This window comes from Limosilactobacillus agrestimuris (genome assembly GCF_943193105.1).
Lineage (GTDB): Bacteria > Bacillota > Bacilli > Lactobacillales > Lactobacillaceae > Limosilactobacillus > Limosilactobacillus agrestimuris.
In genome coordinates this window covers 14,104-40,923 of record NZ_CALPCW010000016.1, presented here as the reverse complement: position 1 = coordinate 40,923, position 26,820 = coordinate 14,104, and the positions used below count along the sequence as shown (strand labels likewise).

The window sequence follows — 26,820 nt, the reverse complement described above, 5'->3', positions numbered from 1 at the left end:
CAACAGCCCGGATAGATAAACCCTTAGCTCGTAAAAACATAAGCATTTCACGTTCTTTTATAGTAAGATGTTTATAGCTCATACCGGGTACCTCGAATTGTTTGATTTGGTCGTTAAACATATTCTACCCGGTATGGGTTTATTTTTTTACTTTGTGTTGCATTTCAATTGTAAATTCGCCAGATGAAAATGGAGACCAAATGAACGATAGTAATAGTCCAATTTCTGAGGTAAATAGGTATGTAAAATTTGTTAGTGATACAGTAGAAGGCGGTACTTTTAAAGCAGAAGGCTCATTTGATGATATTTATATTCCACCAGTAACAAATTATGTTACCTATAAGGGAATTAAAGATGAAAATAATGTCATAGAAAAAAGTGCAAATGGTAAAGTAAAGACTGGTGAAACACCTATTAGTAAAATTGGTGAAGAACCTCAGTTAACCTTTCCTCATGATGATTATGTAGAATATATGGTTTATTTAACTAAATCAGATAAGCCTCAACCATCCCCTAATCCACAAACCCGAACCAACGCCAGAACCGCAACCAAATTCTGAACAATCAAGCATTCCAACCAATCCTGAACCACAACCTGTTCAACCAGTGGTACCAAATAATCCAGAGAATCCTATTTGGCCAACAACACCAGTTCAACCAAGTGGTCCAACAACTCAAAATACTGAGAAGAATCAACCTTCTTCAGAATTGCAGTTACCACAAACTGGTTCACAATCTGGTAAGGGAATAATCGCACTTGGCTTTACAGCATTGATGGCTTCATTAGGTCTCGGATTCAAAAAGAAGAAAAATATTTAGCCTGTCAAGAAAAAATACTTTACATTCTTTTGGAAGACTGGTATATTATTATCTGTTAAGAAATTTACAGGGAGGTGCAAAGAATGTCCGTTAAAATTCGTTTAAAGCGTATGGGTTCAAAGAAGCGTCCATTCTACCGTATTGTTGTAGCTGATTCACGTGCACCACGTGATGGTCGTTTCATTACCTCTTTAGGTACTTACAACCCATTGACCACTCCTAAGGAAATCAAGTTTGACGAAGATGCCATCATGGATTGGTTACAAAAGGGTGCGCAACCTTCTGACACTGTTCGTAACATGCTTCAAAAGGCCGGTGTTATGAAGAAGTTCCACGAATCAAAGTATGCTAAGAAGTAGTGATGTTTAGTCATGACTGAGACAAGTATTGAAGGACTGGTTCGTAGTTTAGTAACCCCGTTGTTAGAACATCCGGATGATCTAACAATTACTCAATCTGAAGATGATCGTTTTCAACGATACGTTGTTGATGTTCATCCCCAAGATGTTGGTCGCTTAATTGGGCGACAGGGACATATTGCTTCAGCGCTGCGTACGGTCGTTGAAGGAGCACGTCCACGACGCTCCAATTCAAAAAAAGTCCGGTTACTAATAAATGACCACCGTCACTAACATAAAACTCCCACACTAATCTGTGGGAGTTTTTGTCGATTTTAGGGAGAAAATTGAATGAAATTCTATAATGTTGGAAAAATTGTTAATACCCATGGAATTCGCGGTGAAGTTCGGGTGATTCCGACTACTGACTTTGTCGATGAACGGTTTGCTAAGGGTGCAAAATTATATTTAGATGAATCTCAAGGAGAGCCATTAGACTTAACAATTGAATCTGCACGGCCACACAAGGGCTCACTTCTTGTTAAGTTTGTAGGGTACGACAATATTAATGATGTTGAAGCATTTCGTAACCATAAGTTAATGGTTAGTGAGGATGATCAACAGCCGCTTGAAGACGGTAGTTATTACTATCATCAAATCATTGGTTTGACTGTCAAGACTGTTGATGGTCGAGAATTAGGAAAAATTAAGGAAATCCTTTCACCTGGTGCTAATGATGTTTGGGTTGTTCAACGACCTAACCAATCAGATCTCTTATTGCCAAAGATTGATGACGTGATTAAAAACGTTGATCTTGAAAACGGCATAGTTAAAGTTGAATTATTGGAGGGCCTCGAATAATGCGGATTGATATTTTAAGCTTATTTCCTGATATGTTCCAAGCAACGCTAGGTGAATCAATTATTGGTAAAGCCCAGGATAATGGCTTTCTTGATATAAAAGTTACCGATTTTCGGGATTACACGGACAACAAACACAATCGGGTTGATGATACGCCATTTGGTGGTGGTGCGGGAATGCTCCTGCAAGCACAGCCAATTTTTGACGCAATGTCTGCAATCGACGAGGAAACCAAAGGACGATATCCAAAGGGACGGGTAATTTTAATGGATCCCGCTGGACGAAAGTTTGATCAAGAATATGCTCAAGAATTATCACAAGAAGAGCACCTTACCTTTATTTGTGGTCATTATGAAGGATACGATGAGCGAATTCGCAATCTTGTAACAGATGAAGCTTCATTAGGTGACTATGTCCTTACTGGTGGGGAATTAGCTGCGATGGTAATGATTGATGCGACAGTGCGCTTTGTTCCAGGCGTGTTAGGAAATATGTCTTCACCAATGGGCGATTCCTTTAGTAATGGATTGCTTGAATATCCACAATATACTCGGCCAGCAGATTTTCGTGGAATAAAGGTTCCAGAAGTTTTGACTAGTGGAAACCACCAAAAGATTAAGGAATGGCGTCAACGTGAATCGTTGCGGCGGACACTTGAACGACGCCCCGATTTGTTAAAAACGGCTAAGTTGAATCATGAGCAACGGCTGATGCTGGAAGATTTGAAACTCGAACAAGATCCGGATGTTCCGGATTAGGAAGGAGTTTTAATGAAGAAGTTTATTCAACGGCTTTTTTGGAAGCAAGATCCAGCACTATACCGGAGTAAAGATGCTAAATTAACTCCAAGTCTCCGGACAATTGACTTAATTGGCCTAGGAACCGGGATGGTTGTCGGTACAGCTATCTTTACTTTACCTGGGATTGTAGCGGCAGATCATACTGGTCCGGCCGTTCCTCTAGCCTTTATCGTTGCCGCAATTGGTGCTGGCTTATCCGCATTAGCCTATGCGGAAACTTCATCAGTCTTGCCATTTGCTGGTTCAGCATTTTCATGGATTAATGTCCTCTTTGGTGAATTCTTTGGCTGGATTGCCGGCTGGGCTCTTCTTGCCGAGTACTTTATTTCAGTTGCCTTTGTGGCGTCTGGGTGGTCTGCTTATATGCAGGGCTTCCTGGCAAGCTTTGGTGTAAAATTGCCAGTGGCATTGACGGGAGGTTTTAATCCACACCAGGGTTCGTATGTCGATATTTTAGCAGCGATTGCGATTTTGGCTGTAGGAATCCTCATTTCGCGTGGTGTCCACCAGGTTAGTCGGATCGAGAATATGATTGTAAGCGTGAAGTTATTAGTCATTCTGATGTTTATTGTCGTGGGGATGACCGCCATTCACCCGCAAAACTATACCCCGTTTATTCCGCCACACGTTGCAGGAACATCATTTGGCGGCTGGCAGGGGATCCTTGCCGGAACTGCTCAGATATTTATTGCCTATGTCGGCTTTGATGCGATTGCGGCAAACACTGCAGAAACAATTAATCCCCAGAAAACAATGCCACGTGGCCTAATCTGGACTCTTGTTTTGGGGACTGGATTCTTTATTGCGGTTTCGCTGGTCCTTGTTGGGATGTTCAAATATAGTCGTTACGCGAATAACGCTGAACCGGCTGCCTGGGCATTACGACAATCAGAACACTATGTTACTGCTAACTTATTATCCATCGTGGCCATTGTCGGTATCTTTTCCGCACTGATTGCGATTCTACTAGCATCATCACGGTTGATTTATGCTTTTGGTCGCGATGGCCTTCTTCCTCAGGGATTAGGGCATGTTGATAAAAAACATGTGCCTAACCGAGCTTTATGGATGATTACATTCTTGGCAATGATCCTGGGATCCGTATTTCCGTTTACATTCTTAGCCACACTGGTTTCGGCTGGGACGTTAGTGGCATTTATCTTTGTTTCGTTTGGCATCTATGCGCTCCGTCCGCGTGAAGGAAAGGATCTTCCGGAAGCCCAATTCAAGATGCCCGGTTACCCAGTATTGCCAGCAATCTCTGCTTTGTTCTCATTGATAATTTTCTGGGGGTTAAACGCTGATGCAAAGATTATGATGGCGCTTTGGTTCCTGATTGGGTTAATTATTTACTTGGTTTATGGAATCCGTCATTCAGTGATTAATCAAGAACATCAACCAAAATAACCCTTGAAAGGGAGAGTAAAAGCTAGTATAGTAATAAATGGCTATTTAGCCATAAGAAACGGTATTCCGCTGCCCACATCGGACATGAATGTCGGCGAAAGGAAAGAATTTTTATGCGTCAAAACAAGTTAATCGAAAAGATTACTGCAAGTCAATTACGGGATGATATTCCAGAATTCCGTGCCGGTGATACTATTCGGGTTCACGCGCTCATCGTTGAAGGTTCACGTGAACGTGTTCAGATGTTTGAAGGTATCGTTATCAAGCGTCACGGTGCTGGTATCAGTGCTACTTACACTGTTCGTAAGATCAGTAACGGTGTTGGTGTTGAACGTACTTTCCCAGTACACTCACCACGTGTTGCTAAGATTGACGTTCTTCGTCATGGTCGTGTACGTCGTGCTAAGTTGTACTACTTACGTGAACGTACTGGTAAGGCTACTCGTATCGCTGAAAAGCGTCGCGACAAGTAGTAAGAGAGAACCCTTGTGTAGCAAGGGTTCTTTTTGTTTTTAAATTTAATTTGGGGTAATAAATAGAGCAAAAAAATAATAACTAAAAAGCTAATGGTAGGTTTTTGGTAGGTTTTTCTACAAATTATCAAGTTTAGCTGCCTCCTCATTAATAACATTTTGCGTTACATGAAGATAAATCTGTCGAGTAATATTTCCGTTACTATGCCCAACTCTTTTCTGAATTACATATAGGGGAACACCGAGTTCTGCTAATTTTGAAATATGAGTGTGACGGAAAATATGACTACTTAGTGGCTTGTCGATTTTGAGATTATTTTTTGCTGTACGTAAAAAGGAATTTACAGCTGAGGTTTGAATTGGTGTTCCATTTTGCGTGCAAAAGATAAAATCTCTGCTATTATGATTATGTTTACGATCAAAGTATATTTTAACGGCCTTTTCTGGAAGAATAACGGTTCTTGTAGATGAGGCTGTTTTTGTATGTTCACTTTTCTTTTGTTGAGATATTTTAATATGGTTATATTCGAGGGTACCGTCAATATTTACGAACCAATGATCATCCTTTTTATAGACATCATCAAAATTAAGGGCAGTTGCTTCACCAATCCTTGAGCCTGTTAAGTAAAGCCATTCAAATAGCTGAGCATAGTTCTTGTTTCGCTTATATGTGTAATCGAGCAAGGCCTTCATTTCGCTTTCTTCCAGAAATTTATTTTGTATTTGTTGACCACTAATAGGGGACTTGTAATTTATTTTGACATCGTTTACGGGATTAGATTTGATATAAGAGTGTTCGACAGCATAATCAAATATAGAGTGTAAGAAATACTTGAACTTTGATACATAACCGCTAGATAATTTTCTGTCACCATACATAAGCTCTTCTAATTTCTGTGAGATAACCAATGATGTTATATTTTCAACTAACGAATCTGGAGGGAGCATGCTTAGAAGAGTTCGTTTCATAGTCATATGGTTATAGTAAGTTGAACGACGGACTCGCTTCTTCTCATCATCAAGATATTCGGTGAGTAAAGATTCGAAGGTAACATTATGAATCAAAGTAGTTCGCTTAACTCGGCTTATTATTTTGTTGATTTTATTGTTAAGTATTATTTGAGCCTGTTTAGCGGTCTTCTTCTTATCGTCATTCATGGTTACACTTACGGTTTTCTGTTTATTTGTCAGTGGGTCTTTGTATTGCTCAAAGAAGCGGTACTTCTTATCTCGTTGTTGCTTCCACATAATTATTCCTCCTCAAAATCAATCATGCTAACGGATTCTTCCAAATCATCTAAAAGTTCATTTTCTTCGATAAACTTAATCCACTTTTCCTTAGGGGTATGATTGTTAGCTTTAATTGCTCGAGCGAGCTTGTCGTAAATATTTCCAATAAATTGATCGGTGAACTTATCAACTTGCCGTTCAATCCGTGCGTCATTCCATCGTTTAGCTGGTTGGCGCTTTTTATTTTTGACTTGTTGATCTGCTCTAACTTTATCTTTGAAGTTAGCAACAGCAGTTGAGTTGTTACCAATATATTCTAGTAATTCCTCTTTATTCATAAAAAGACTTCCTTTCGTACATATGTTCTTTTTGCTTTCTTTTTAAACCGCTCCACAAATACCAGTGGGGCGGTTCTTTTTATTTTTCATTTCTTTTAAACCGGTCGATTTCGACGGGGTTAAGTAAATCTATTTGGATAGAAATAAGGCCTTAATCATTAGCATTAGTAGTGGAACAATTATGCCGGTGAATACGATACCAGCAAGCCAGTAGAGAGCAGTAGTTAATCTATCGATTCTACTATTTGTTTCATCAAATCTTCGATCTAAATTTTTAACTGTACTTTCAAATTCACGGCGTGATACATATTTATCATCCATATTTCCGTTACCTCCAGATCCATTAGAGGTGAAATCAGGGTGAACAACTTTGGGATTTTTGAGTTCAGCCATTTATATCACCTGCTAAAAACAATTGAACAGTTTGTTTACTACCTTCAATTGTAACTTCAATATTCAAAGTATTCACTCCTTTAATCTCATCAGGGTTCATAGACAAGGGGATACCTAGCTCTGCAATACCTGCATTTACGTTTTCGTAACCTTCCGGCTTCTTACCTTCTTTTTCCATGTTAAAACTCTGGTCACCTTCAAAAATAATTTCATTCGTATACTTATTAGTAACTTTAACGTGAATGGTGTGAGTTTTACTAATTTCAACGTCAATTAATTGGACATGAATATCAACCTCGAATGGTTGATTATTTATTTTATAGAACATGATAGGGATACGTTCTTTATGTTTTGTGACAAACACAGTGTTAAGAAATAATTTCAAGTTTTCACGTCCTTTCTCAGAAAAATTGTGGTTTTAGTTTGCTTGAGATTTATAAGTTTAATAATTGTTTCTTCTTGGCTTCAAATTCTCCTTGAGTAATTACACCGTTATCCATAAGCTTTTTAAATTTTTCTATTTCATCAGCAGTGGATATATTTTGAGAATGCGTAAGCTTTTTCTGTTGTTCTAGTTGCAGGCGTTGGGTGTTTTTACTAATCGTGGCATCTAGAACTCCGCAAACATCGTGGAATTTTTGGTAGTAACTATTAGCAACGAAACTTCCTTTTTTAAAGTTTGCATCAAGGAGTATCAATCGAATATTTTCGTTGTTTTTAAAAGTAATGACTACACCTAATTTATTAATATAATCATAATTCTTACCACCTGTCATAGCACCAACAACAGCACCAGCCCCTCCGGCAATAGCTCCTCCAACTACTGCACGAGTAATACCATGCTTTTTAGTTTCGTTATGTCCTTCTTCAATGGGAGTAAAGCTGACAATGTCGGAGAATTTATATATCTTATATGTTTTATCTAGTAATGTTGTATCCATGAAGATTTCTTCTCTATGTGGATCAAAATAATATCTTCCAGCTTTTATTGCCCCGTCGTTTTTAAATGGTGCGACAGCTTTCTGGTATTCGGCTTGAAGTTCTTGATTATGTTGATCCTTAGCCTCAATCTTTTTTTCATTAGTAACATCATTATCAAACTTTGCTGCATGATTTTTAGAATACTGTTTGTAAATTGGAATATTGTGTGACTCTCTATATTGCTTCCATTCTTCTTTAGGAACAGTAAACCAAATACTTTCATTCTCTGGAGAAACTTTTACTTTTTTCTCTAAACTCCAAGTAATAATCCAAAAGATAACGGCAATAAAGGGATTCCATAGTAAAAGTAAAACAGTTATAGCACCAGTAATCCATTGATAGTTTGTATATTTACGATAATATGAAACGTCATTATTTAAATGATATTCATTATAATTAGTAACTTTTTTTGATTCGGTATTTTTGGAAACTTCATTTTTTTCTGACATATTTATTTTCTCCCAATAGCTTTTAACGTCGATCACGATTGGACGTATGTTACATAATATTTTTCAATTTAAGGCTGACAATATATTCGAGATTGAAGGGTATTCCGAATTGTTTGCAAAAAATAATCGGATTGTTAATCTCAATATCATTGTCATAACAATATGAGAGTAGAATGTCGATTGCAGTGCAGTTAGCACGATATTCTGTTTTTGTGTGCACAGTTGGTGAGTGATAGTAGTTAATGCCTTTATCGCGATTAATTAAATGTCCTAATTCATGAGCGAACGAGAAAGGGACTTCCCATTTATTGCGCCAATTCATATTGATTAACACTTTTTGATATTTACTACTAGCACTCGAAGGGAAATCTGGTGGAAGTTCTTCGGTTAAAGTTGAAGAGATTCCTTGGTCAAATCCGTAATTGATCAAATAAGAGATCAAGTTATTCATACTAATCCTTCCCGTTCATTAACCTTTTAATCAGCGCCTTATCTTCGTCGGATAGTGGCTTTCCTTGATAGGTGAAAATAACATCGTCATCGTCTAGATCAGCAGTTCTATTACTACTAGTATTTCCAGTTAGATAATCTAATGACACATGGAAATAATTAGCGACTTTTTCAAGATTTTCAGTTTTAGGCGATCTAACATTCCACTTGGATATTTGTCCATTTGAAATTCCTGTTTTTCGCTCTAATTCTGCGATAGTTATCCCGTGTTTTTTTGCTAAAATTTTAATTCTATCTGCTAAATTCATTTTTGTAGGGCCTTTCGAATAATTTAATAGTTAAAAAACTAATATTTTAGTTGACAATTAGTCAAAAGGCTATTATAGTATTACTTGTAAGTTGATTGACAGGCACTTACATAAGTTGGCAATAGTCAAAAGACTAAAAGAACTAATAAAAATAAATAACTTATATGTAAGCTTATTTTTTTAAGTTAAGAATAGTCTAAAAACTAACTAAAGTCAATCATATTTGAAAAATAACTAAGTGAGGTGAGATGATGCCAAATCTTACGTATAGAGAGCGAATGACAATTCAGCTTTTAAGAAATAAAAAAGCTGGACTACAGCCTTCAACTCAGCAAGCAATAGCTACTAAGTTTGGGTTATCGAAGATGTATGTAAGTTCAATTGTTGCTGAAAAACAGCACGGCAAAAAGTCAGACGAATGGCGTAAGAAGTTTGCTGCTTATGCTGGAATGGAGTAACGCTATGAAAGTAGAGATGACTGCGAAAGAGTTTACTGAATATACAGAATATCTTGAGCATCGTAAGCCCAAACTCAGTAGAGAATGGCTTGATTTGCGCAAAGAAATTACAAATTATTGTCATTCACATAGAATGATGGGTCGAAGTTTTTCAACACAGCAGAATTTTATCTATGGTGCAATTCGATTTGTGACAGGAATAAGTCAAATTGACCAGCTGAGTGGAAGTCAAGTCGATTTAGCGAGAATGGTATTCCATGAACTAGCGGAGAAAAGGGATAACTTTTCAAGTGAGATTAACTAAGGAGGCGGAGAAGATAAACGAATTTAGAACTATCCGAAAACAATATAAATTGCGTCAAGAAGACATGGCGTCTAAATTGAAAGTTTCATTGTCACATTATTCAAAATTAGAAGGAAATTTTGTTAAACCAAGTTTTGATGTACTTTCACGATTTAAGCAAGTTTTTCCCAAAGTGGATATGAATAACTTTTTTAAAAAAGAAAAAGCCTAATCGATCCCGTACTCGAAAAGGCTGCGAAATTATTAAAGTCTACAAGCTATTACGGGCTAACCATCAATAATTAACTGGTATCGTCGCCCAGCACTGCTATTGATATAAGCTACTAAAGCCTTACGCTGACTAGTATTTGAAAAGTATCAAATACGTATTTATCCGTTTAACCTCCGTCGAGTAGGGCCCACCAGCTAAAGACCGTTGGTTTGTTTGCTTATTGAGACACAGTAAAGTTCAAAACTTGGGTCATTATGACCAACTCCTTTTTCAAGAAATTTTTTGAACTAATTAATTTTATAAGACTTTCCTTAAAAAAGAAAGCCAAAAAACGATACGGCTAACCAAGGAGGCGGAGAGATGAAACTAAGTAAAGCATTAAAAAAGACAAGCAACAGTAAAGTCGCTTGTCGAAAATTGTGGAAGTTAAATGATGCAATTTTAAAACCTGTATTAATCAATACTCCAAAAGGATTAATAACAGGAAAAATAATGTTCGATAAAAATGTTGAGATTGGTAGTAAAGATTTTGAAGCTGATGATTGGGAAGTAATCAATGTTCCTTAATTTGTTTAAGGAATTGAATTCCTTTATCAGTAACACAAGTTTCAAAATAATTAATTTCAGAATTGTTTTTACTTTTACCGCCTAGAACATAACCATTATCTATTAATTGTTCGGCAGCGGAATCAATTATCTTTTTTGAGTACTTGTGACTAATCTCGACACCTGCTAAATTTTCAACATTTTTGTAGGTGTCGCTATTGAGAAATCGAAGTAAGTCAATCATGCAACTTTTAACTTCTTTATCCATGTAATCACCACCTTTCTAGTAGGTGATTATATCAAACGTGTTCGGACGGTAATAAATCAATAAGGAGGCGGTCATATGAGTCCATTCAGATACCAGCTAACCAGCGAAGAGTTTAGAAAAGAATGGAGTGTTCAACATAACAAGCCGATGTCAAAAACAACATTTTGGAGAAGAAGAACTTGGGCACAGGAGCATTACCCACAATGGAGAAAAGTTTTCCTTTTCGATGGGCGAGTTGATTTGAAGGAATATCAGAAATTCGAATCATTTTATTCCGAGAAGCAATACGAAGCTCATCAAGACCCACACTTAAAGATTTTGGAGGAAATGCAATGGCGAAGATAGTATTTTTTCACAGCGGTAGCAATCGCAATGTTGATTGTGCTAATTAACAGTTGTCAAGAAGGAAAAAATAAAAATGCTGAGAAAAAGCAAGTACAAGAATTTAGATAAGTGGCGAAAAACCAAAATTATCCAAAAGAGAAGGTATCGGAAGCAAACCGGAGCAGGAATGTTCCAATCCCGTTCTTGGACTTCTGAGGAAGATAAAAAGGTTTTAACCAGTACATTATCCGACAGGGATTTGTCGCAAGAGATAAAACGAAGTGTTGGGGCGATACAAACCCGTCGAGTAAGACTAAAGAATACAAATCAAGTAACAGAGGAAGGAGGTGTAAGTCATGATTAACGAAGTTCTGCACTCACGGTTGATAGCATTCGCCCTAGGCGCTTGGATGTGCTACTGCGGTTCAATCGGTGCATATGACGGGGCATTGTTTATCCCGATGATTTATGCACTACTACTGCTACTCAACTATTTAGATCAAAAAAAGAGCGACGGTGCTGGTAACGCCGACGCTCAAAATAAATAACTTAAATAAACATTATTCGAGGTAATCATATCATGGAAAACATGCTAAATGCAATTAAAGATATGCCATTAAAGGCTGCTTACTATATGGGTAAGCGTGACGCTTATCGGAAAGAGTTAGCTGATGAGCTTGCTCTAGCTAAGGTTAAGACTACTCCAACCCAGATAGGACGCATCAAAGTTTATTATCTGCTAGCAGATTCTTTTGATGAGCGATTTGCCGAAGAAATGGGGTGGATCTAATGAATAACATTAATTGGGATAAGTGGTTCGAGGACGATAGCGAATCAATGCCTAATTGTCCTTGGATTGACCACGAACCATACGATGATGGCACTTACTACAGTGACAAAGACGAGGAGGAAGACTGATGGAAACGATCGATTATGCACTCGATGAAGCAGCGGCTATTAATCAGCGTCTACGAGAATACAAGGCTAACAAAAATAAGCTTGAAGCAATTGATGAGTCTGAACGTTCTGAACTGCAAGAGGTAAAAGATTTCTACACCTACAAGCGAAGCAAACTTGAAGAAGATAATGAACGACTTAAACAAGAGCTACTTGGATTCATTGATACCGAGAATGGTCAAACATCAGTAACAACTTCAATGGGTAACGTTCAAGCGCGAACTACAAAAGATAGTTGGAAGTGGGGAAGTAAGAGTACCCAGCAGAAGGTGATGAAGTCATTACCAAGTGAACTAACTAAGACCGTAACTGAATTAGACAAAGCAAAAATCAAGGAAGCAACTACTATCACCGATGATGGCAAGGTGGTTCTGAATGATACCGGAGAAATCATCAATGGCTTATCCGGTGTCAAAGGCGGTCAAAAACAAGTAGTCATTCGATTGGACAAGTGAGGTGTTCATCATGAAGTTCTATAAAGCTGGAGAAATTCCAGAAGTTCCACACATGTACTTTATTTATGGAGACGGTGGAACAGGTAAGACAAGCCTGCTTAAACAGTTCAATGGGAAAAAGATTATTTATAGCTTTGATATGTCAACCAATCCATTGAGAGGACAAGAAGATACTGATTTTAGAATATTTGAATCTTCAGATGCCCCGAATATCCAAAATCTAGTAAGTGGATTTTTAGGAAAAGACATTAAAAACAATAAGTATCAAGTTGTTTGTTTAGATAATATTTCATCATTACAAAATTTAGTTCTAGAAAATATTGATAATGCTTCTAAAGATAATCGACAGAATTATCAAAAATTACAGTCGTGGTTTAGAAACATGGCAATGTTTCTACGGCAAAGTAATATCACTGTTTATGCAACAGCACACCAAGTAGATAACGGTGCAGGAGGACTTACCGGAGCAGGACGCTATGGTGCTGATATGAACGAGAAAACGTTCAACGCCTTTACTAGCGTGTTTGATTTTGTCGGACGCTTGTACGTTGAAGATGACCAACGCTGGATTGACTGCAACCCAGAAAGTGGCAATCACGGTAAGAACCGAATTGATGAGCGAAAGAAATTTCATGCAGAAGAATTAATCGAACCTAAACAAGAAGAACCAAAAGAAAAAGGAGCTGCTTAATCATGGGATTATTCAAAGTAAATCATAACAATATCATGGGAAAGTTTGTTGAGGAAGCAGGGCAATACAACGTTAAAATTTTGCCTAGTTCAGTAGCTAAGGAAAGCCGAAGCAAGAAGCCTATGCTGGTACTCAATTATGAAGTAGAAGATGGTGACTATGCGGGAGGACAAATCCGCTATGACAATCTGGTTTGGGATGATAGCGATCAAGATAAGAAAGATATGAGTATCAAGCGCTTCAACACGATTTTAGTGGCATGCGGTGCACCGGACAACTATGAACCTAATAGCATTCAAGAAATCCTAACCTCAATTCTTAATCGGCATATCTCTATCACAGTTGATTGGCAACAATCGGATTACAACAAACAATATTATCTAGTCGTTAAAGGGTATGGCGCTCCATTAGATGGTGGAAGCAAGCCAAATGGGGTAAAGAGACCAGAAGACAATAGTAATTATCCAAGCAAAAATACTAATAGTGGATTTAGTAATAACAACTACAACACTAATCAACAGCAAGCACAACCATACGGTGGTGACGGTGCACCAATTGATATTGATGACAGCCAATTGCCTTTCTAAGGATTGATACAAATGCCATCAATGAAAGTTCCGGCTAACATTTATGTTCAAGAAAAGAATGGCAAATGTTACGGGATAAATGATTTCTTAGAAAAAGTTAACTGGGAACATGTAGCAAACATTAATGACGGTAACATTCAAGGAGTACCTGCGATGATCACCTTTATTGATAATCGTGAAATCAGCGAATTACAACGTCATTTCTATTATGCATTGCTTGGCGATATCGTTGAATGGTCTGGCGAAAACAAAGAAATTATTGATGAATATTTTCATAATCTTTACTGGGAAAAGAATTGTGGGGAAGAAATCAGCTTAAAAGATGGCTCTAGAAATAGTATGAGTGATGCTAAGCAATTAATCGATTATGTGATTGATTTTATCTTCGACAATGAGGTTCCGGTTAAACAGGGCTATGAATTATTACCGAGAAACGAAGAGCACTTCCAGTATAAAAGCGTAACGCATAAGAGCTGTTTAATTTGCGGACAGCATGCAGATATTCACCATGTCGACACGGTGGGCATGGGAAGAGACAGAACAAAGGTGGATCACACTAAGCACCGAGTAATGGCGCTATGTAGGATTCATCATACGGAATACCACAAAATTGGTCCTAGTGAGTTCTGCAAGAAGTATCACTTAACTAAACCTGGTATCAAGTTAAGTGAGGAAGATTTAAAGAAACTAGAAATTAAAGGTAATTATGGTGAAGGAGGATAGACGATGAGCAAGCTGTTAATTAACGAGCAACCATTACAATTCTTGCCAACGTTAGCTAAAGCACTGGGAAATTCGGATAAAGCGTTGATTCTTCAACAGATTCAATACTGGTTAAACAACCCAAAAGTTGGTAAAGAAGCAGACGGTCGGAAATGGATCCGGAACACTGTTGATGAATGGCACAAACAATTTCCTTGGATTGCTTCTAAAACTGTTCAACGCTATCTGAAAGATTTAGAAGACAAAAAAATATTGCTAACTAACAATTTAAATAAGCTGAAGTTTGACCGTACCAAGTGGTACGCAATTGACTATAACGAGTTGGACAAATTGACCAATGCATTAGGACAATCTGACCAAATGGAAGGGGACTCGCAAGACCAAAGGAAGGGGACTGACAGTCCTGTTGAGAATGGGACTCCTAGTCCCTCTCAGAAAGGGACTGATAGTCCTAAACAATACCATAGACTACCAGAGACTACATCAAAGACTACAACAGAGAATAGTGGCAAGTCGAAATCGCCTTCCCACAAGTCAAAGAAAAAATTCACCCCTGATTCTGTTGAGTATCAGTTGGCTATGTATCTGTTCGACAAAATCAAACAGAACAATCCTGACCATCTGGAGCTAACCGAATCTCAACAACAAAAATGGGCAGACCATATCCGTTTGATGATTGAGCGAGATAAACGGACGCCCAAGCAGATCCGTAACATGATTGACTGGTGCCAAGACGATGACTTTTGGCGACAGAACATTTTAAGTACGGCAAAATTGCGTAAACAGTACGACACGATGGCTCCAAGAGCTATGAAGGAATGGCGAAGAAAGCAACCAGTGACAGTTAATTTTGAAGATGATGATTGGTTCAGGAGGTGAGCTAGATGAACATTGGAGCACCAATTATTGGCATGCACCAAGACGAAATTAAGCGCATGGCTGAGGAACATGGAGCAGTTATCTTGACTGCTCCCGATGAGATTGAAGCTTTTAAGAAGCGTCGAGATAAAGAATTTCATGATGAAATCGAAGAGAACGTATTTCAACAACATATGCGTTTCTTTGATGCAATCAGCCTGTACTCAGGTGATGAAAAGCTCAGCTTCACTTTTAATGATTGGGATCCTACCAAGCAAGAGGATGTAAACGCTGCTAAAGACATTGGCAATCGGTGCTTTACGTTAGCTAAAGAAATGTTGACGGATAACTTCAACGTTATGCTTATGGGAACTCCTGGAGTTGGTAAGACTTCGCTAGCGTTAGCAATGCTAGAAGCTGTTCATGCTAAACGAAAGACGACAATGTTTGTATCGACGATGGCTCTTTCGCTACTGCTCACTGAACGATTTGATAATCGGGAAGTCCAGCAAAAGCTAGACCGCATTATTAGCGCAATGAAAAAAGTCGATGTGTTGTTGCTCGATGATTTCGGGACAGAAGCCGGAATGAAAGCAGAGGGTGGCTTCAAGCCAGTGCGAAAAGATTTACAAGAATATTCCTTTAACGTTGCCGATGCTCGTTTAGCAACCATCAAGGATGATGACAACAACAAGCACCGGATTAAGTCAACCATCATCACGACTAACAACACGATGGGCCAACTGAAACAGATGTATAACGAGAAACTATTAAGCCGATTAATTCCCCATGATGTTGATAAGACAGTGGTTTTCAAGAACATGGTGGATGTTCGATAGGAGGCAGGAACATGTTATTTGGAGAAAAAGTTAAGTATCAAGGCAATACGTACGAGGTGACTAGTACCTACGATGATGGGACAGTTGACCTTGACCACAATCTCAACGTGAAGCGGAGTGAGGTAGAGCTGGTATGAGGTTCGAACGACTGAAAGCCCTGAAACGTGGTAAAGGTTACGTACATTACAAAGGCAAGCTGTGCGAGGTCATCAGCATTAACGCCTTAAAGCAGACCGCACAAGTAGCAGAGGTGGACCAGATGTTCCCACCAGTGGTTGAAGTGAAAGCGAGTGAGTTGGATTAATGGATTTAGATAAAAAGACAAATAACGCTGATAAGCCAATGGAAAATTGGACGAGAGTAATTATCGAAACAGACGAAAAGAACCCCAAAACCATTGCAGTAGTCGTTAATGATGACTACGAAGTTGCGGATGGCTTCAGGGTTCGACTTAAGCCAAGTACGTTGCCTTGGTCTTAGTATTTATCCCACTTGTGATTGGATTGCAATTAATTATTCAAAGGGAGTTTAGCAGTGTCTACAAGTGGGGGCTAGAGGAGTGGTAAAGAAAATGGATAGTGTGTTGTATGCGTTTCTGTGGTTTGCAATTGCATTAATCGCAGTAACAACAATGAAATTTGCTGGTGGCTGGGTACTGCTGCCGGTAGTGCTAGTAATTATCCTGGCTTTCATTGCTGGGAAGATGCGAGAGGGATGGTAACTTATGGCAGAAACACAATTTGATTTTGGTAAAGGTTATAAATATGTTCCAAGTAGAGGAATATATCGAAATGAGAAGTTAGTAATCGATGAAGAGACGCTTATTGCAATTACATTTTTTCAAGATTTCGTAAAAGGAGTTCGTAAGGGTAGCGGACTATGGGAGGACGACTAATGAGCATATATGACTTACTAGCAATCTTCATCGTTGGCGCTGGTGGCTTCGTGCTGGGAGTAGTAACCACGATTAAAGTTGACGATATGCATGAAAGGATTAGTCGCAAGTGAATCATTTTGGTAAGAAAGTTCATTACAAGGACTGGGACTTTGATAGCGAAAAGGAGAGAGATTTCTTTATTCGCTTCATTGAAAGCAGCGGTAAGAGATTCAAAGTTCATCCGAGCTACAAGGTAGTCGATAAGTTCCCAGTTGGTGGATATAACCAACGAGGCATTACATATGCTCCAGATTTTGTAGTATTTGACGACGAGGGAGCCATAGCGCACGTTTACGATGTAAAGACGGGAATTAATCAACGAGCAGTCGACACGGCCGCTAAGTTACGTTTTAAGCTATTTTCTTTGAAAACAGGATTACCTGTTGAAGTTGTTGTTCCTCGAAAGCATGATTTCAAGATGAAACTATTCGGCTTCACTAATCCACGAATTCAAGAAGCATATGCTCGTCATGATATACACGGGAATGTTAGACGAAGAAAGAACGGAGAGCCGTATTACGACTACTACAACGTGTATAAGAGCATTGACTATGATGTGCATGATTTAATCGGATTTTAGGAGGTAAAGATGGATTGTATAACTGAAGATTTCAAAGCAGCATTACGTTCACTGGATAAGCGCAACCATTATGGAATTGATGGATGGGGAAAGCCACATGAAAAGCTTGAAGATATTTTGTCTCCCGATGATTGGCGATTAAAGGCTATCAAAGCGTTTAGAAGACGAATTAAAATTACTGAAGATAGTCGTGAGTCAAGAGTGATTAATGATATCCGTGGTGAGATTGGTAAACGGGGTATTACTGACAAGGGAGTGCAGATAGATTACCTATATAGCATTGGATTAGGGTGTACTCGAATAGGTAAGATATTAAAACTTAGTCATAATACTGTCGCTGATAGAATACTCAAGCTTCGTAAAGAAAACCCCAGCGTTCAAGGTAAGAACTCAATTCACTATATCGACGCTCTTGTCTTGATGCGTAATGGAATGACTGGAATAGACGACAAAACATTTAAAAGCTATCAATACTAAAAAAGACGCCCCTAATAGGAACGCCCGGTTTGGTATAAAAATAAAAGCAAATCAATTATATCACAAGGGACGAGGGGTGTAGAGCGTGGTTGACAGCGTATTTGGTAATTTGGATAAAGAAGCCACTAAGGAAGCATTTAAGGAGTATCTAAGGGAATGGAAGAAGTACAAGCTTAAAGCAATGCAACGGTTCCCAGGTTTGAAGTCGCCTAGCATGGACGGACAACCAAATGATGGGACACCACATGACCCGGACCAGAAGTTCGTTAATCACGCTGAAGCCGTTTATCAGTACAAAACAAGAATCAAGTGCTGTGAGGTATTGATGAGCGTGGGAGAGGAAGAAGAAATCTTAGGCGATATTCTCCTTCATCGCTTCATTAAGAACTGGTCAGCAATTAGAACGATGAATTACATTAACGAGCAATATAACGCCTATATGAGCGAGAGAACGTTCAGAATGAAGCAGGAACAGGCACTATGGGAAGGTGCATTGATGTGTCCTGATGATTCTGTTCGTATTAAGCGGTAAAACATTGCCTGTTTATTGCCGAAAGTTTGCCGGTCTATTGCCGTTTTTATCTAGAAAACAGCCGTATTATGGTATTGTTCAAAAATTTAATTGAACTTACAATTACCAAATACTTGTGACCCGAGCACGAATGACTTCAGCATTCACGTCCTTAAACTGCTTAATAATCACGGACTCTTTGGCAGAGGAGTAGACGAGTTACTACCAGCGACTCAGGATCTCTCTGTTAATTGTTGCGTAAATCCGGTAACCAAGCCGACGACATGGTGGCAGATGACCATAGTTACGCATTGAGACTAGCATGTACCAACTTTACATTTACAAATTTACCTCGATTCTAAAATGACAGCGGTTTGGCTTTAGAGATGAATTTCCTTTGAATCTGTGCTAATTAGGATTACTCCTTTAAAATTTACGTATTAAATAGCCGGCTCTGCTAGTCTCACGGCAACCACGTTGAAATCACAACGAAAGAAGTTCGCACTCAACTTCAACGGCTTAACGAGTGCACATTATACTTGCGGCAAGGGGACAACTCCTTACGTAAGTTTACGCTGATAAAGGTGTAGGATTTGACGTCCTACGGGAGCGGTTCGATTCCGTCCATCAGCATTGGAAGGCAATATATATCTGGAGGTGAAGCTAGCACCTCACTCGTCTTATGCCTTCCATATTGAAGCACAAGAAATTAAAGGAGATGTTAAGCCTCCTCTTTTGATATTAACAGTGCTTCAGCTATGGTCCTCGGTAGGGCATGAATAGGGCAGTCACCTCAACTGCACGCTAGACTATTCACGCACAGCAGCGGTTCGACTCCGCTCTCTAGCTTTGTGAGCAATCATCAAAAGTTCAACAAAGGGATGTGATAAGGCCCTTTACTTGTCCTTTATTTTTAGACACACTCGATTGCTTACATGCTTCAGCAAGCACCCAACAAAAATATATTAAAAATCTATATATTGTTTGTTAATAGCAACACCGCTTGTTGAAGTCGTACTCAGCGTGGAAAACTGAGTACACATATACATCACCGAAGCCTAGTCAAACGACTGGGCCTTTTGTATTATGTTATCGGTGATGTATATGAAAATTGTTTATGATTTCTTTGTGGCTCATTGGGATAAGGTGATACCAATAGTAATTTCAATAATAGCCTTAGTAATTTCAATTTCAGGTTGGATATCTCAATATAACTTTTCTAAAAAATACTCAAAGCAAACAGATGTTGTTATATCTAATTCGATTCTATTAGCATTATATGATATCGATTTATTGATATTTAAGGTAAACCATGTTGATGATTCTAAGTTTGATAAAACACAATTATTATTTCAAATAGAAAGTCTTAAAGATAATTTGAAATTAGTAAAGTCAATGAGGTTAGATCAGTTATCAGTGGATTCAACGTTAAATTATCAAACATATTTAAAAGATTTAAGAGAAATAATTTATAAATTAGAAAGTGATATTGAAAAATTTGGTAATGAGTTAGAAACAACTGATGATGAAACTGCTACGAGGATTCATTGGCGAAAATACATTCTTAAGTCTTTATTTGTTACTAGAAAAGAGCTAAAAAAAGATAGTCGATATATCGATGAAAATAAAAATATATTTGAGAAAAAATATAGTAAGGCATACGAGTCCATGGATAAGGAAGCCGAGTCTAAAGAAGCTACTAGTATTGCTGTGCCTGTTGATTTACTAAACCAATTTAAAAATAAAAAAGATAAATAATTCATTAGTCAGCCTAGCGCTGGCTTTTTTGTTTGGAGGAATACATATGAATAATGACCTGGTCATATACGTAAAGCAAAACACGACAGATGCACCAATGATGGAAGTGCGTATTGATGAGTGTATTGATGATGATACAAATGGTCCGCTAGATTGCTTATCGTCATCATATGAAGTTGAGACGTGCATGCTCAAAGCTGATGAAATCATTGCGCAGATGAAACACGTGTGGTTAGAAAATCGGACTAAGGAAAATGCTAAAAGAATTATTCGAGAATTGAAATGGAGCAACAGCTCAATTGAGAAGCGCAACCGTGCTCACCGCAATTTCCATAAGTTTGTGAGGTCGTTGTAATGTTTCAGACTAAACGATTCGGATTAGTAGCATCTAAGCAAGAGTACATGATGCTATGCCGAGCAGATAGACATATGAAACAAAAGAAAAAGCTGACAGGTCAACGCTTGCCAGCTTTTAAAGTAAATAAGGAGAAAGAATAAATGAAATGGCTAGTGATAATTCTTACAGCAATGTTCACCGGAGCAAAATTAGCAAAAGCGATTAGTTGGTCATGGTGGTTAGTATTTAGCCCGGCAATTATTTATTGGGGAACTGGTGCGGTAATTCTTCTACTAGCGTGGATTGTAATTATTATTTATTGGTTGGTAGAATTCTTTCGATTTCTTATCAAGAAAAGGGGACTGAAGAATGCAAATTCAAAGCATGAAGATTGATGAGGTTAAACCTTATCCTAATAACCCACGTAACAATGATGATGGGGTTGAAGCAGTAGCTAATTCGATTAAGGAATTCGGTTGGCAACAACCCATTGTAGTTGATAAGGATAACGTCATCATCGTGGGTCATACCCGATACAAAGCTGCTAAGAAGCTCGGTATTGATAAAGTACCTGTTGTGGTAGCTAATAATCTTTCTCCGGAACAAGTTAAAGCCTATCGACTAGCTGATAACAAGACGGGAGAATTGACCGATTGGGATATGGGACTACTCGATGATGAGTTAGCTGATATCGCTGATATTGATATGAGCGACTTTGGTTTTGACTTAGATTTAGGTGATAATGAAGCCGAGGTACAAGAGGATGATTTTGATGAAGAAGTACCCGAAGAACCCAAGTCAAAATTAGGACAAATCTATCAGTTAGGACGACATCGCTTAATGTGCGGAGATAGCACCAAGTCTGAGATGGTAAAAAAACTAGTGGGGGGGTACAATGTGACCTGCTATTGACGGATCCACCATATAATGTAGATTATTCGGCTAAAGATTATGGCAGAGATAAGGCTTCTAAAACCAGAAAGAATAATCAAATTGCCAATGATAAGATGACACAGGGTGAATTCTACAAATTCTTGTTATCGGTATTCCAAAATGCTAAGAATAATCTTAAAGATGGTGCTTCGTTCTATATCTGGTTCTCCGATTTGGCAACCGTTGAATTTAATAACGCTGCCAATGAAGCAGGATTATTAGTTAAAGAAACTCTCATTTGGGAGAAAAACAACATTGTCTTAGGTCGTCAAGATTATCAGCACAAGCATGAGCCGTGTTTATATGGCTGGGTTAAGGGCGGTAGTCATTCGTGGTATTCAGACCGAAAACAAACGACTGTTATGCATTTCGATAAACCACAGCGTGCTGATTTACACCCAACCATGAAGCCGGTCGCTCTATTTGATTATCAAATTAAAAATAGTACCAAGTCGGGTGACGTGGTACTAGATTTGTTTGGTGGTAGTGGGACAACTATCATGGCATGTGAGCAAGATGGGCGTAACGCTTGTGTTATGGAATTCGACCCAAAGTATGTTGATGTGATTATCAAACGCTGGGAAGACTTTACAGGAAAGAAAGCTGAATTGATTGAGGACTAGTTAACAACTGGTCTTTTTATTTTGCATGAAAGGTGGTGGGATTACTTGCAATGGCTAAAGGCATTTACAAAAAGTGGTTAGAAGATGACAGCTTAATCTTGCTTCAGGGCTGGAAGAGGAACGGTTTAACCGATGAACAAATCGCCAAGAATATTGGAATTAATGTTCGGACGTTGGACAAATGGAAAGCAAAGTATGGGCGGATTAGGCAGGCTTTAAAAATAGGCCACGAGCAGGCCAATTATGCCGTTGAAAACAAGCTCCTCCAAAAGGCTATGTCAGGTAATACCACCGCCATGATTTTTTGGCTCAAAAATAACTGGCGAGATAAGTATAACGACAGCGAATTATCTCCAGAAGAGCGTAAGCTTGCCACTGCTCGTATGGAAAAGCTTAAAGCTGATACCCGAATCAGCAAGGCTAGAGCGAAGGCGCTTGAAGATAACGGTCAGGATATGGAACTGTTGCTTGATAAGATGTTAGACACCATTACAAAGGAGGATAAGAGCAATGAGCCTAGGTGATTACTTAGCACCAAAACAACTAGAAGTGCTTCACTCTTATCTGAATGATGATTTTGGGATGATGATTCTAACTGGTGCTGTTCGTTCAGGTAAGACTTTCATTGATAATCTGCTGTTTATCTATGAGTTAAGGAGGACAGCTAGACTTGCCAAAGAACATGGCGATAAACACCCTCAGTATATTCTTGCTGGTGCTAGTTCAGACAGTATTAACAAGAACGTGATTATCTCGTGCATGAACCAGTTTGGTGTTGAGTTTAAACTTGACCGTCACGGCCATTATCATTTATTTGGCGTTGATATAACACCCGTTTCGACTGCTACGATGGCAGGATTGAAAGGCGCTCGTGGTTTTACTGCGTATGGAGGCTATGTTAACGAAGCGACGCTTGGTGTAGAACCTGTATTTCAAGAAATACTCCAGCGGTGTTCAATGCCCGGTTCACATATTATCGTTGATACCAACCCAGATAACCCTCAACACTGGTTGAAAGTGGATTATATCGACAAGGAAGACAAGAAGATGAAGAAACTTGTCTATCACTTTACGATTGACGACAATACCCACTTGGCGCCAGATTATGTTGAACGGATTAAAGCTTCGACTCCATCGGGGATGTATTATGATCGAGCGATTAAAGGTCTATGGGTCACTGGTGAAGGTGCCGTCTATAAAGACTTCGATGAGCGAACTATGACCATTGAACGTGAAGATTTACCAGACAATCTAACCTATACGGCAGGTGTTGACTGGGGATTTGACCACCCAACAGCGATTGAAGTTATTGGTCATGATGATAAAGGTAACTATTACTTGGTCGATGAAGCGTATGGTCAGTTTGAACAAGTTGATCCACACTGGATTAGAGTTGCTCAGCGATTCAAAAAGAAGTACGGCATGGGTCTAATATTCTTTGCTGATACAGCCAGAACAGAACATATTAACAACTTCAGACAGCACCATATCAAAACTGAATATGGCTATAAGAATGTGCTTGATGGTATTGAGCGAGTAGCAAGTATCATCAAGCAACACAAGTTCTATGTGGTTAAGGATGCAGCGCCTAACTTTATTAACGAGATTTACCAATACATCTGGGATGAAAAAACGGGTGCGCCGGTTAAAGAGAATGATCACGCTCAAGACGCTGTTCGGTACTGTATTGCCACACCGTTATGGAAAGAAGAACAAGCACGGAAGCAAAACAAGAACCGTCAACGTTCTACTAGTTACTTGAATGATTTAGGACTGGTTTAGAAAGGAGGATAAAATGGCAATTAACACAAGTGATGATTCACAAGCTTACTATGATAGTGTACCGTTTGGATTACAAAAGGATTCAATTCGTATGTTGAAAGGTGGGACGAGATTCGACCGTGAATCAAACAAGGTTTACCGGATTCCCACCTCACAATATAACGAAGACAACATTAGCGATTATGTTCACATGTTTCTTGAACATCATTACAATCATCAGTTAACGAGAATTGCCACACTTCAACGCTATTACGAGGGCGATAGTGATATTCACTACTGGAAGAGTGATAAGAGCAAGAATCGAGCTGATAATCGGATTGCAAGTGGTCATCCCCACTACATTACAACGATGCGGGTTGGCTATTCGTTAGGTAAGGGGATTCAGTATCAGTACAACTCACCGACAGATAAGCCGGGTGTTGATAACACTGAAGCTGATAACCTTATGCAACGGATTGATGAATTCAATAAAGCTGTTGATGAGGATTACATTGAGAAGACTATTAAAAAGAGCCTGTCTGTTACCGGACGGGCTTTTGAACTGCTATACACAACGGTATTGTCCACTGGAGATGGCAATAGCGAAGTCAACGTTGAACTAACGGTGCTTGACCCAGCTAATGCTTTTGTAGTCTATGACACGAACATTCATCAAAGCTCACTGTTCGGTGTCTATTACTACATGGTCAACTACAACGATAAGCCACAGTTCTATGTGACTGCTTACACTGCTAACAAGGTCTATCACTATGAACCAATTAACAGCGTCGGGGATGATTTAGTCCTTGCAGGCGAACCAGAGGAACACTTCTTCGGTCGAGTACCAATTACTGAGTATGCTAACAATGATGAACGACTTGGAGATTGGGAGCCTGATTTAGATTTAATCGACAGCTACGACAAGGCGATTAGTGAAATGGCTAATAGTGAAGAAGACTTTAGTAATGCTACGCTGGTGGTTAATGGCGATATTGATGTACCTCAAACGATGAAAAAGATTGTTAAGGACAAGGACGGTAACCCAGTATATGACGATAATGGTGACTTGGTTTGGGAGATTGACCCTAACAGCCCATACCTGAACACTCTTAGTAAAGTCATGTACTTAAAGCCATCAATTATTAACAATGCTAATGGTGGAGTAACAGTTGTTCCTTCTAGTGCTGAATATTTGACTAAGGAGCTACCAATTGACAACTGGAAGAGCCACCTTGATGAGATTATTCGTGATATCTATACGGACACTAACACACCGAATGTTAGTGACGAGAACTTCGGTGGTAACAGTTCAGGCGTTGCGATGGCTTATAAGCTGTTCGGCAGTGACCAGATTCGAGAAACGCAAAACGACCTGTTCAGTCGTGGGGTTAAGCGTCGTCTGCGTTTAGTCGCTCACTTCTGGGGAATTAAGAATGTCATTCCTGATGAAACACTCGTTAACAACGTTACTCTTAACTTCCCGCCTAACTTACCTAAGAACGATACCGAAACGATTACCAATGCGATGAACTTACTTAAAGCTGGTGCGTCACAAGAAACTGTGTTCGGTTATTTAACCGCTGCTACTGGCGTTAAGCAAGAGGAAGAGATGCAACGGAAGAAAGAACAAGCTGAGAACGACCCTGACCGCTTAGACGCTAACATGTTCAATCAACAAAACCAGAACCAAGATGAACAGGATTCTGGCAAGGAAGATGATGAGTAATGAGCCAAAAAGAACTCACTGAATTAGCCCAGCAGATTTATGGCAAGTCAGACGAGCGGGTCAAAGAGCTTCAATCAATGTATCATGCCACTCAAATTCAAATAGAGGGCATAATTACGCAGTTTGTCTCCGATGATGATAATTGGAACCTGCCAGCACCAAAGCGGCTAAAAGAGCAGTTATTAAGCGAATTAATGACTATGTATCGTGAGGCGGATTCTGGTGATCAAGCGTTGATTGCTGTTTCGATGGCTGGACGTTCAATAGCTACGATTAACGAAGCCGTAAAGGTAAGCGCTAGTATTGCATTGTTGTCCCTTGCACATCAAAGACGATTACAACTTGCTGATACATTGCAAGAAATACCACAACAAGTTAGGACGGTTGGCTATCATAAGACTACAAAGAAGATTAATCGTTACTTCAATCGCCTTAATGGCCGACCACCAACTACTGCTGAACATGAATATGAACTAGCTCGAAGAATACCAGGCAAGTATCACAGAGTGCTTGCTCAAAAGTCTGTATCTAAGATGGTTCAGAAGTTTGGCTCTGGTATTGATACTGATGAAGCGATTAATCGTAATACTGTGGCAATGATGAATAAGGTTAACCAGTTAGTTGATAAGATTAACGTTAATCACATCAAACCACAGGAATATAGCCGAGAACTAGCTGAGATGTTTACAGGCAGTAATTCAACAAGTAGAGGTGCTGTTTACAATGCTGAGAGACTACTGAGAACTGAATCGGCGTATACGTTTGCTAATGCATTGAAGGACGATTTCAAGCGTCGCAAAGTTAAGTATTTTACCAACGTTTCGGTGCTGGGTAGTCATACATGCAAGTTCTGCGAACGAATGGATGGGAAAACGTTTAAGGTTAGCGACATGCAACCGGGTGTTAACTGTGCACCGTTTCACCCTAACTGCCAATGCGATATTGTCGAATCAACCAAAGAAGATATTGAATCAATAAGTTTATAGCAATCATTCAAATTAGAATGGTTGCTTTTTTAATGCCCTCAAACGTGCAGGCAGGAGGTTAAGCCGGACGGTGAACCCGACGGGGGTTAAACGGAATAAGCCGACGGGCGTAAAACGGGAGGA

General features: G+C 39.1%; 46 protein-coding genes and 1 pseudogene. 38 read left to right on the top strand and 9 right to left on the bottom strand.

The features are described 5' to 3' along the window. A partial coding sequence (locus NFR46_RS08875) for a helix-turn-helix domain-containing protein (protein WP_251576614.1) occupies nucleotides 1-82 on the bottom strand: 82 nt, incomplete at its 3' end. A gap of 118 nt (nucleotides 83-200) precedes the next feature. On the opposite strand from NFR46_RS08875, the gene NFR46_RS08870 reads away from it, so the two are divergent. The 8 genes from NFR46_RS08870 to rplS all read left to right on the top strand — a co-directional run bounded on the left by NFR46_RS08870 (nucleotide 201) and on the right by rplS (nucleotide 4,698). Then, on the top strand, nucleotides 201-560 hold the full coding sequence (locus tag NFR46_RS08870; RefSeq protein ID WP_251576612.1) for a hypothetical protein: 360 nt from the start codon (nucleotides 201-203) through the stop codon (nucleotides 558-560). Between the two features lie 46 nt (nucleotides 561-606). After that, nucleotides 607-819 carry an LPXTG cell wall anchor domain-containing protein gene (locus tag NFR46_RS08865; RefSeq protein WP_251576610.1) on the top strand — a complete coding sequence of 71 codons (213 nt, stop codon included), beginning with the start codon at nucleotides 607-609 and terminating at the stop codon, nucleotides 817-819. A gap of 83 nt (nucleotides 820-902) precedes the next feature. Next, on the top strand, nucleotides 903-1,178 hold the full coding sequence (gene rpsP, locus NFR46_RS08860; RefSeq protein WP_003717360.1) for a 30S ribosomal protein S16: 276 nt from the start codon (nucleotides 903-905) through the stop codon (nucleotides 1,176-1,178). A 12-nt stretch (nucleotides 1,179-1,190) separates the two neighbouring features. Continuing rightward, nucleotides 1,191-1,451 carry a KH domain-containing protein gene (locus tag NFR46_RS08855; RefSeq protein ID WP_251576608.1) on the top strand — a complete coding sequence of 87 codons (261 nt, stop codon included), beginning with the start codon at nucleotides 1,191-1,193 and terminating at the stop codon, nucleotides 1,449-1,451. 57 nt (nucleotides 1,452-1,508) lie between these two features. Beyond that, the gene (rimM, locus tag NFR46_RS08850; RefSeq protein ID WP_251576606.1) at nucleotides 1,509-2,018 is read left to right on the top strand and encodes a ribosome maturation factor RimM; all 510 of its coding nucleotides are present in this window, start codon (nucleotides 1,509-1,511) and stop codon (nucleotides 2,016-2,018) included. After that, nucleotides 2,018-2,776 (top strand): tRNA (guanosine(37)-N1)-methyltransferase TrmD, encoded by a 759-nt coding sequence (trmD, locus tag NFR46_RS08845; RefSeq protein WP_251576604.1) that lies wholly within the window; start codon nucleotides 2,018-2,020, stop codon nucleotides 2,774-2,776. The genes rimM and trmD overlap by 1 nt, the downstream gene beginning before the upstream one ends. A gap of 12 nt (nucleotides 2,777-2,788) precedes the next feature. Continuing rightward, nucleotides 2,789-4,225, top strand: coding sequence for an APC family permease (locus tag NFR46_RS08840; RefSeq protein WP_251576602.1), 1,437 nt, complete (start codon nucleotides 2,789-2,791; stop codon nucleotides 4,223-4,225). 113 nt (nucleotides 4,226-4,338) lie between these two features. Continuing rightward, on the top strand, nucleotides 4,339-4,698 hold the full coding sequence (gene rplS / locus NFR46_RS08835; RefSeq protein ID WP_251576600.1) for a 50S ribosomal protein L19: 360 nt from the start codon (nucleotides 4,339-4,341) through the stop codon (nucleotides 4,696-4,698). 117 nt (nucleotides 4,699-4,815) lie between these two features. Here the strand turns inward: rplS and NFR46_RS08830 are convergent, their stop codons facing one another. The 7 genes from NFR46_RS08830 to NFR46_RS08800 all read right to left on the bottom strand — a co-directional run bounded on the left by NFR46_RS08830 (nucleotide 4,816) and on the right by NFR46_RS08800 (nucleotide 8,847). Next, nucleotides 4,816-5,946, bottom strand: a complete 1,131-nt coding sequence (locus NFR46_RS08830; RefSeq protein WP_251576598.1) for a tyrosine-type recombinase/integrase — start codon at nucleotides 5,944-5,946, stop codon at nucleotides 4,816-4,818. Between the two features lie 2 nt (nucleotides 5,947-5,948). Beyond that, entirely contained in the window at nucleotides 5,949-6,266 is a 318-nt protein-coding gene (locus NFR46_RS08825; RefSeq protein ID WP_191683965.1) for a hypothetical protein, read from the bottom strand. A gap of 129 nt (nucleotides 6,267-6,395) precedes the next feature. Then, nucleotides 6,396-6,659, bottom strand: a complete 264-nt coding sequence (locus NFR46_RS08820; protein ID WP_251576596.1) for a hypothetical protein — start codon at nucleotides 6,657-6,659, stop codon at nucleotides 6,396-6,398. Beyond that, the gene (locus NFR46_RS08815) at nucleotides 6,652-7,044 is read right to left on the bottom strand and encodes a hypothetical protein (protein ID WP_251576594.1); all 393 of its coding nucleotides are present in this window, start codon (nucleotides 7,042-7,044) and stop codon (nucleotides 6,652-6,654) included. Before NFR46_RS08815 ends, NFR46_RS08820 begins: the two co-directional genes overlap by 8 nt. Nucleotides 7,045-7,093: 49 nt before the next feature. Beyond that, on the bottom strand, nucleotides 7,094-8,089 hold the full coding sequence (locus tag NFR46_RS08810; RefSeq protein WP_251576592.1) for an SHOCT domain-containing protein: 996 nt from the start codon (nucleotides 8,087-8,089) through the stop codon (nucleotides 7,094-7,096). Nucleotides 8,090-8,138: 49 nt separating this feature from the next. Further along, on the bottom strand, nucleotides 8,139-8,540 hold the full coding sequence (locus tag NFR46_RS08805; protein ID WP_251576590.1) for an ImmA/IrrE family metallo-endopeptidase: 402 nt from the start codon (nucleotides 8,538-8,540) through the stop codon (nucleotides 8,139-8,141). 1 nt (nucleotide 8,541) lies between these two features. Beyond that, nucleotides 8,542-8,847 (bottom strand): helix-turn-helix domain-containing protein, encoded by a 306-nt coding sequence (locus NFR46_RS08800; RefSeq protein WP_251576588.1) that lies wholly within the window; start codon nucleotides 8,845-8,847, stop codon nucleotides 8,542-8,544. A gap of 248 nt (nucleotides 8,848-9,095) precedes the next feature. Here NFR46_RS08800 and NFR46_RS08795 point away from each other — a divergent pair, with 248 nt between their 5' ends. The 4 genes from NFR46_RS08795 to NFR46_RS08780 all read left to right on the top strand — a co-directional run bounded on the left by NFR46_RS08795 (nucleotide 9,096) and on the right by NFR46_RS08780 (nucleotide 10,387). Beyond that, entirely contained in the window at nucleotides 9,096-9,305 is a 210-nt protein-coding gene (locus tag NFR46_RS08795; protein ID WP_338146936.1) for a sigma factor-like helix-turn-helix DNA-binding protein, read from the top strand. Between the two features lie 4 nt (nucleotides 9,306-9,309). After that, the gene (locus NFR46_RS08790) at nucleotides 9,310-9,609 is read left to right on the top strand and encodes a hypothetical protein (RefSeq protein ID WP_251576585.1); all 300 of its coding nucleotides are present in this window, start codon (nucleotides 9,310-9,312) and stop codon (nucleotides 9,607-9,609) included. After that, nucleotides 9,596-9,820 carry a helix-turn-helix domain-containing protein gene (locus NFR46_RS08785; RefSeq protein ID WP_251576583.1) on the top strand — a complete coding sequence of 75 codons (225 nt, stop codon included), beginning with the start codon at nucleotides 9,596-9,598 and terminating at the stop codon, nucleotides 9,818-9,820. The genes NFR46_RS08790 and NFR46_RS08785 overlap by 14 nt, the downstream gene beginning before the upstream one ends. A gap of 360 nt (nucleotides 9,821-10,180) precedes the next feature. Next, the gene (locus NFR46_RS08780) at nucleotides 10,181-10,387 is read left to right on the top strand and encodes a hypothetical protein (protein ID WP_251576581.1); all 207 of its coding nucleotides are present in this window, start codon (nucleotides 10,181-10,183) and stop codon (nucleotides 10,385-10,387) included. Here the strand turns inward: NFR46_RS08780 and NFR46_RS08775 are convergent. Then, nucleotides 10,374-10,634, bottom strand: a complete 261-nt coding sequence (locus NFR46_RS08775; protein ID WP_251576579.1) for a hypothetical protein — start codon at nucleotides 10,632-10,634, stop codon at nucleotides 10,374-10,376. The two genes, NFR46_RS08780 and NFR46_RS08775, sit on opposite strands and share 14 nt — an antisense overlap. A gap of 75 nt (nucleotides 10,635-10,709) precedes the next feature. Here NFR46_RS08775 and NFR46_RS08770 point away from each other — a divergent pair, with 75 nt between their 5' ends. The 26 genes and pseudogenes from NFR46_RS08770 (at nucleotide 10,710) to NFR46_RS08655 (ending at nucleotide 26,697) form a co-directional block, all read left to right on the top strand. Further along, nucleotides 10,710-10,979 (top strand): hypothetical protein, encoded by a 270-nt coding sequence (locus NFR46_RS08770; RefSeq protein WP_251576577.1) that lies wholly within the window; start codon nucleotides 10,710-10,712, stop codon nucleotides 10,977-10,979. Between the two features lie 335 nt (nucleotides 10,980-11,314). Next, nucleotides 11,315-11,506, top strand: coding sequence for a hypothetical protein (locus NFR46_RS08765; RefSeq protein ID WP_251576575.1), 192 nt, complete (start codon nucleotides 11,315-11,317; stop codon nucleotides 11,504-11,506). A 32-nt stretch (nucleotides 11,507-11,538) separates the two neighbouring features. After that, nucleotides 11,539-11,748 carry a hypothetical protein gene (locus NFR46_RS08760; RefSeq protein WP_251576573.1) on the top strand — a complete coding sequence of 70 codons (210 nt, stop codon included), beginning with the start codon at nucleotides 11,539-11,541 and terminating at the stop codon, nucleotides 11,746-11,748. After that, entirely contained in the window at nucleotides 11,748-11,876 is a 129-nt protein-coding gene (locus tag NFR46_RS09415; protein ID WP_277612867.1) for a hypothetical protein, read from the top strand. Before NFR46_RS08760 ends, NFR46_RS09415 begins: the two co-directional genes overlap by 1 nt. Then, nucleotides 11,876-12,370, top strand: a complete 495-nt coding sequence (locus tag NFR46_RS08755) for a host-nuclease inhibitor Gam family protein (RefSeq protein WP_251576572.1) — start codon at nucleotides 11,876-11,878, stop codon at nucleotides 12,368-12,370. Before NFR46_RS09415 ends, NFR46_RS08755 begins: the two co-directional genes overlap by 1 nt. A gap of 10 nt (nucleotides 12,371-12,380) precedes the next feature. Continuing rightward, a complete protein-coding gene (locus tag NFR46_RS08750; protein WP_251576571.1) occupies nucleotides 12,381-13,061 on the top strand; it encodes an AAA family ATPase in 681 nt (226 codons plus the stop codon). 2 nt (nucleotides 13,062-13,063) lie between these two features. After that, complete coding sequence (locus NFR46_RS08745; protein ID WP_251576570.1) at nucleotides 13,064-13,648, top strand: DUF669 domain-containing protein; 585 nt, start codon at nucleotides 13,064-13,066, stop codon at nucleotides 13,646-13,648. Between the two features lie 12 nt (nucleotides 13,649-13,660). Further along, the gene (locus NFR46_RS08740) at nucleotides 13,661-14,371 is read left to right on the top strand and encodes a putative HNHc nuclease (RefSeq protein ID WP_251576569.1); all 711 of its coding nucleotides are present in this window, start codon (nucleotides 13,661-13,663) and stop codon (nucleotides 14,369-14,371) included. A gap of 3 nt (nucleotides 14,372-14,374) precedes the next feature. Next, the gene (locus NFR46_RS08735; protein WP_251576567.1) at nucleotides 14,375-15,250 is read left to right on the top strand and encodes a hypothetical protein; all 876 of its coding nucleotides are present in this window, start codon (nucleotides 14,375-14,377) and stop codon (nucleotides 15,248-15,250) included. Nucleotides 15,251-15,255: 5 nt separating this feature from the next. Beyond that, nucleotides 15,256-16,068: an ATP-binding protein gene (locus NFR46_RS08730; protein ID WP_251576565.1), complete on the top strand. Its 813-nt coding sequence runs from the start codon at nucleotides 15,256-15,258 to the stop codon at nucleotides 16,066-16,068. Nucleotides 16,069-16,079: 11 nt separating this feature from the next. After that, nucleotides 16,080-16,205 (top strand): hypothetical protein, encoded by a 126-nt coding sequence (locus NFR46_RS09410; RefSeq protein ID WP_277612866.1) that lies wholly within the window; start codon nucleotides 16,080-16,082, stop codon nucleotides 16,203-16,205. A gap of 166 nt (nucleotides 16,206-16,371) precedes the next feature. Continuing rightward, on the top strand, nucleotides 16,372-16,548 hold the full coding sequence (locus tag NFR46_RS08725; RefSeq protein ID WP_251576563.1) for a hypothetical protein: 177 nt from the start codon (nucleotides 16,372-16,374) through the stop codon (nucleotides 16,546-16,548). A gap of 91 nt (nucleotides 16,549-16,639) precedes the next feature. Continuing rightward, nucleotides 16,640-16,789, top strand: a complete 150-nt coding sequence (locus tag NFR46_RS08720; protein WP_251576561.1) for a hypothetical protein — start codon at nucleotides 16,640-16,642, stop codon at nucleotides 16,787-16,789. A 3-nt stretch (nucleotides 16,790-16,792) separates the two neighbouring features. Further along, the gene (locus NFR46_RS08715; protein ID WP_251576559.1) at nucleotides 16,793-16,963 is read left to right on the top strand and encodes a hypothetical protein; all 171 of its coding nucleotides are present in this window, start codon (nucleotides 16,793-16,795) and stop codon (nucleotides 16,961-16,963) included. A gap of 109 nt (nucleotides 16,964-17,072) precedes the next feature. After that, nucleotides 17,073-17,585, top strand: coding sequence for a DUF1064 domain-containing protein (locus NFR46_RS08710; RefSeq protein WP_251576557.1), 513 nt, complete (start codon nucleotides 17,073-17,075; stop codon nucleotides 17,583-17,585). Nucleotides 17,586-17,594: 9 nt separating this feature from the next. Further along, nucleotides 17,595-18,062, top strand: a complete 468-nt coding sequence (locus NFR46_RS08705; protein ID WP_251576555.1) for a hypothetical protein — start codon at nucleotides 17,595-17,597, stop codon at nucleotides 18,060-18,062. Between the two features lie 85 nt (nucleotides 18,063-18,147). Further along, complete coding sequence (locus NFR46_RS08700; RefSeq protein WP_251576553.1) at nucleotides 18,148-18,594, top strand: hypothetical protein; 447 nt, start codon at nucleotides 18,148-18,150, stop codon at nucleotides 18,592-18,594. 1,083 nt (nucleotides 18,595-19,677) lie between these two features. After that, nucleotides 19,678-20,331 (top strand): hypothetical protein, encoded by a 654-nt coding sequence (locus NFR46_RS08695; protein ID WP_251576551.1) that lies wholly within the window; start codon nucleotides 19,678-19,680, stop codon nucleotides 20,329-20,331. A 97-nt stretch (nucleotides 20,332-20,428) separates the two neighbouring features. Continuing rightward, complete coding sequence (locus NFR46_RS08690) at nucleotides 20,429-20,686, top strand: hypothetical protein (protein ID WP_251576548.1); 258 nt, start codon at nucleotides 20,429-20,431, stop codon at nucleotides 20,684-20,686. After that, complete coding sequence (locus NFR46_RS08685) at nucleotides 20,686-20,829, top strand: hypothetical protein (protein WP_251576547.1); 144 nt, start codon at nucleotides 20,686-20,688, stop codon at nucleotides 20,827-20,829. The genes NFR46_RS08690 and NFR46_RS08685 overlap by 1 nt, the downstream gene beginning before the upstream one ends. Beyond that, on the top strand, nucleotides 20,830-21,063 hold the full coding sequence (locus NFR46_RS08680; RefSeq protein ID WP_251576545.1) for a hypothetical protein: 234 nt from the start codon (nucleotides 20,830-20,832) through the stop codon (nucleotides 21,061-21,063). Further along, nucleotides 21,038-22,224 (top strand): annotated as a pseudogene (locus NFR46_RS08675) (DNA modification methylase). The gene NFR46_RS08680 and the pseudogene NFR46_RS08675 overlap by 26 nt, the downstream one beginning before the upstream one ends. 50 nt (nucleotides 22,225-22,274) lie before the next feature. Then, on the top strand, nucleotides 22,275-22,748 hold the full coding sequence (locus NFR46_RS08670) for a small terminase subunit (protein ID WP_251576543.1): 474 nt from the start codon (nucleotides 22,275-22,277) through the stop codon (nucleotides 22,746-22,748). Continuing rightward, the gene (locus NFR46_RS08665; protein ID WP_251576541.1) at nucleotides 22,735-24,006 is read left to right on the top strand and encodes a PBSX family phage terminase large subunit; all 1,272 of its coding nucleotides are present in this window, start codon (nucleotides 22,735-22,737) and stop codon (nucleotides 24,004-24,006) included. Before NFR46_RS08670 ends, NFR46_RS08665 begins: the two co-directional genes overlap by 14 nt. A 13-nt stretch (nucleotides 24,007-24,019) precedes the next feature. Further along, a complete protein-coding gene (locus tag NFR46_RS08660) occupies nucleotides 24,020-25,711 on the top strand; it encodes a phage portal protein (RefSeq protein WP_251576538.1) in 1,692 nt (563 codons plus the stop codon). Continuing rightward, nucleotides 25,711-26,697, top strand: a complete 987-nt coding sequence (locus tag NFR46_RS08655) for a minor capsid protein (protein ID WP_251576537.1) — start codon at nucleotides 25,711-25,713, stop codon at nucleotides 26,695-26,697. Before NFR46_RS08660 ends, NFR46_RS08655 begins: the two co-directional genes overlap by 1 nt. Nucleotides 26,698-26,820: the final 123 nt, after the last annotated feature.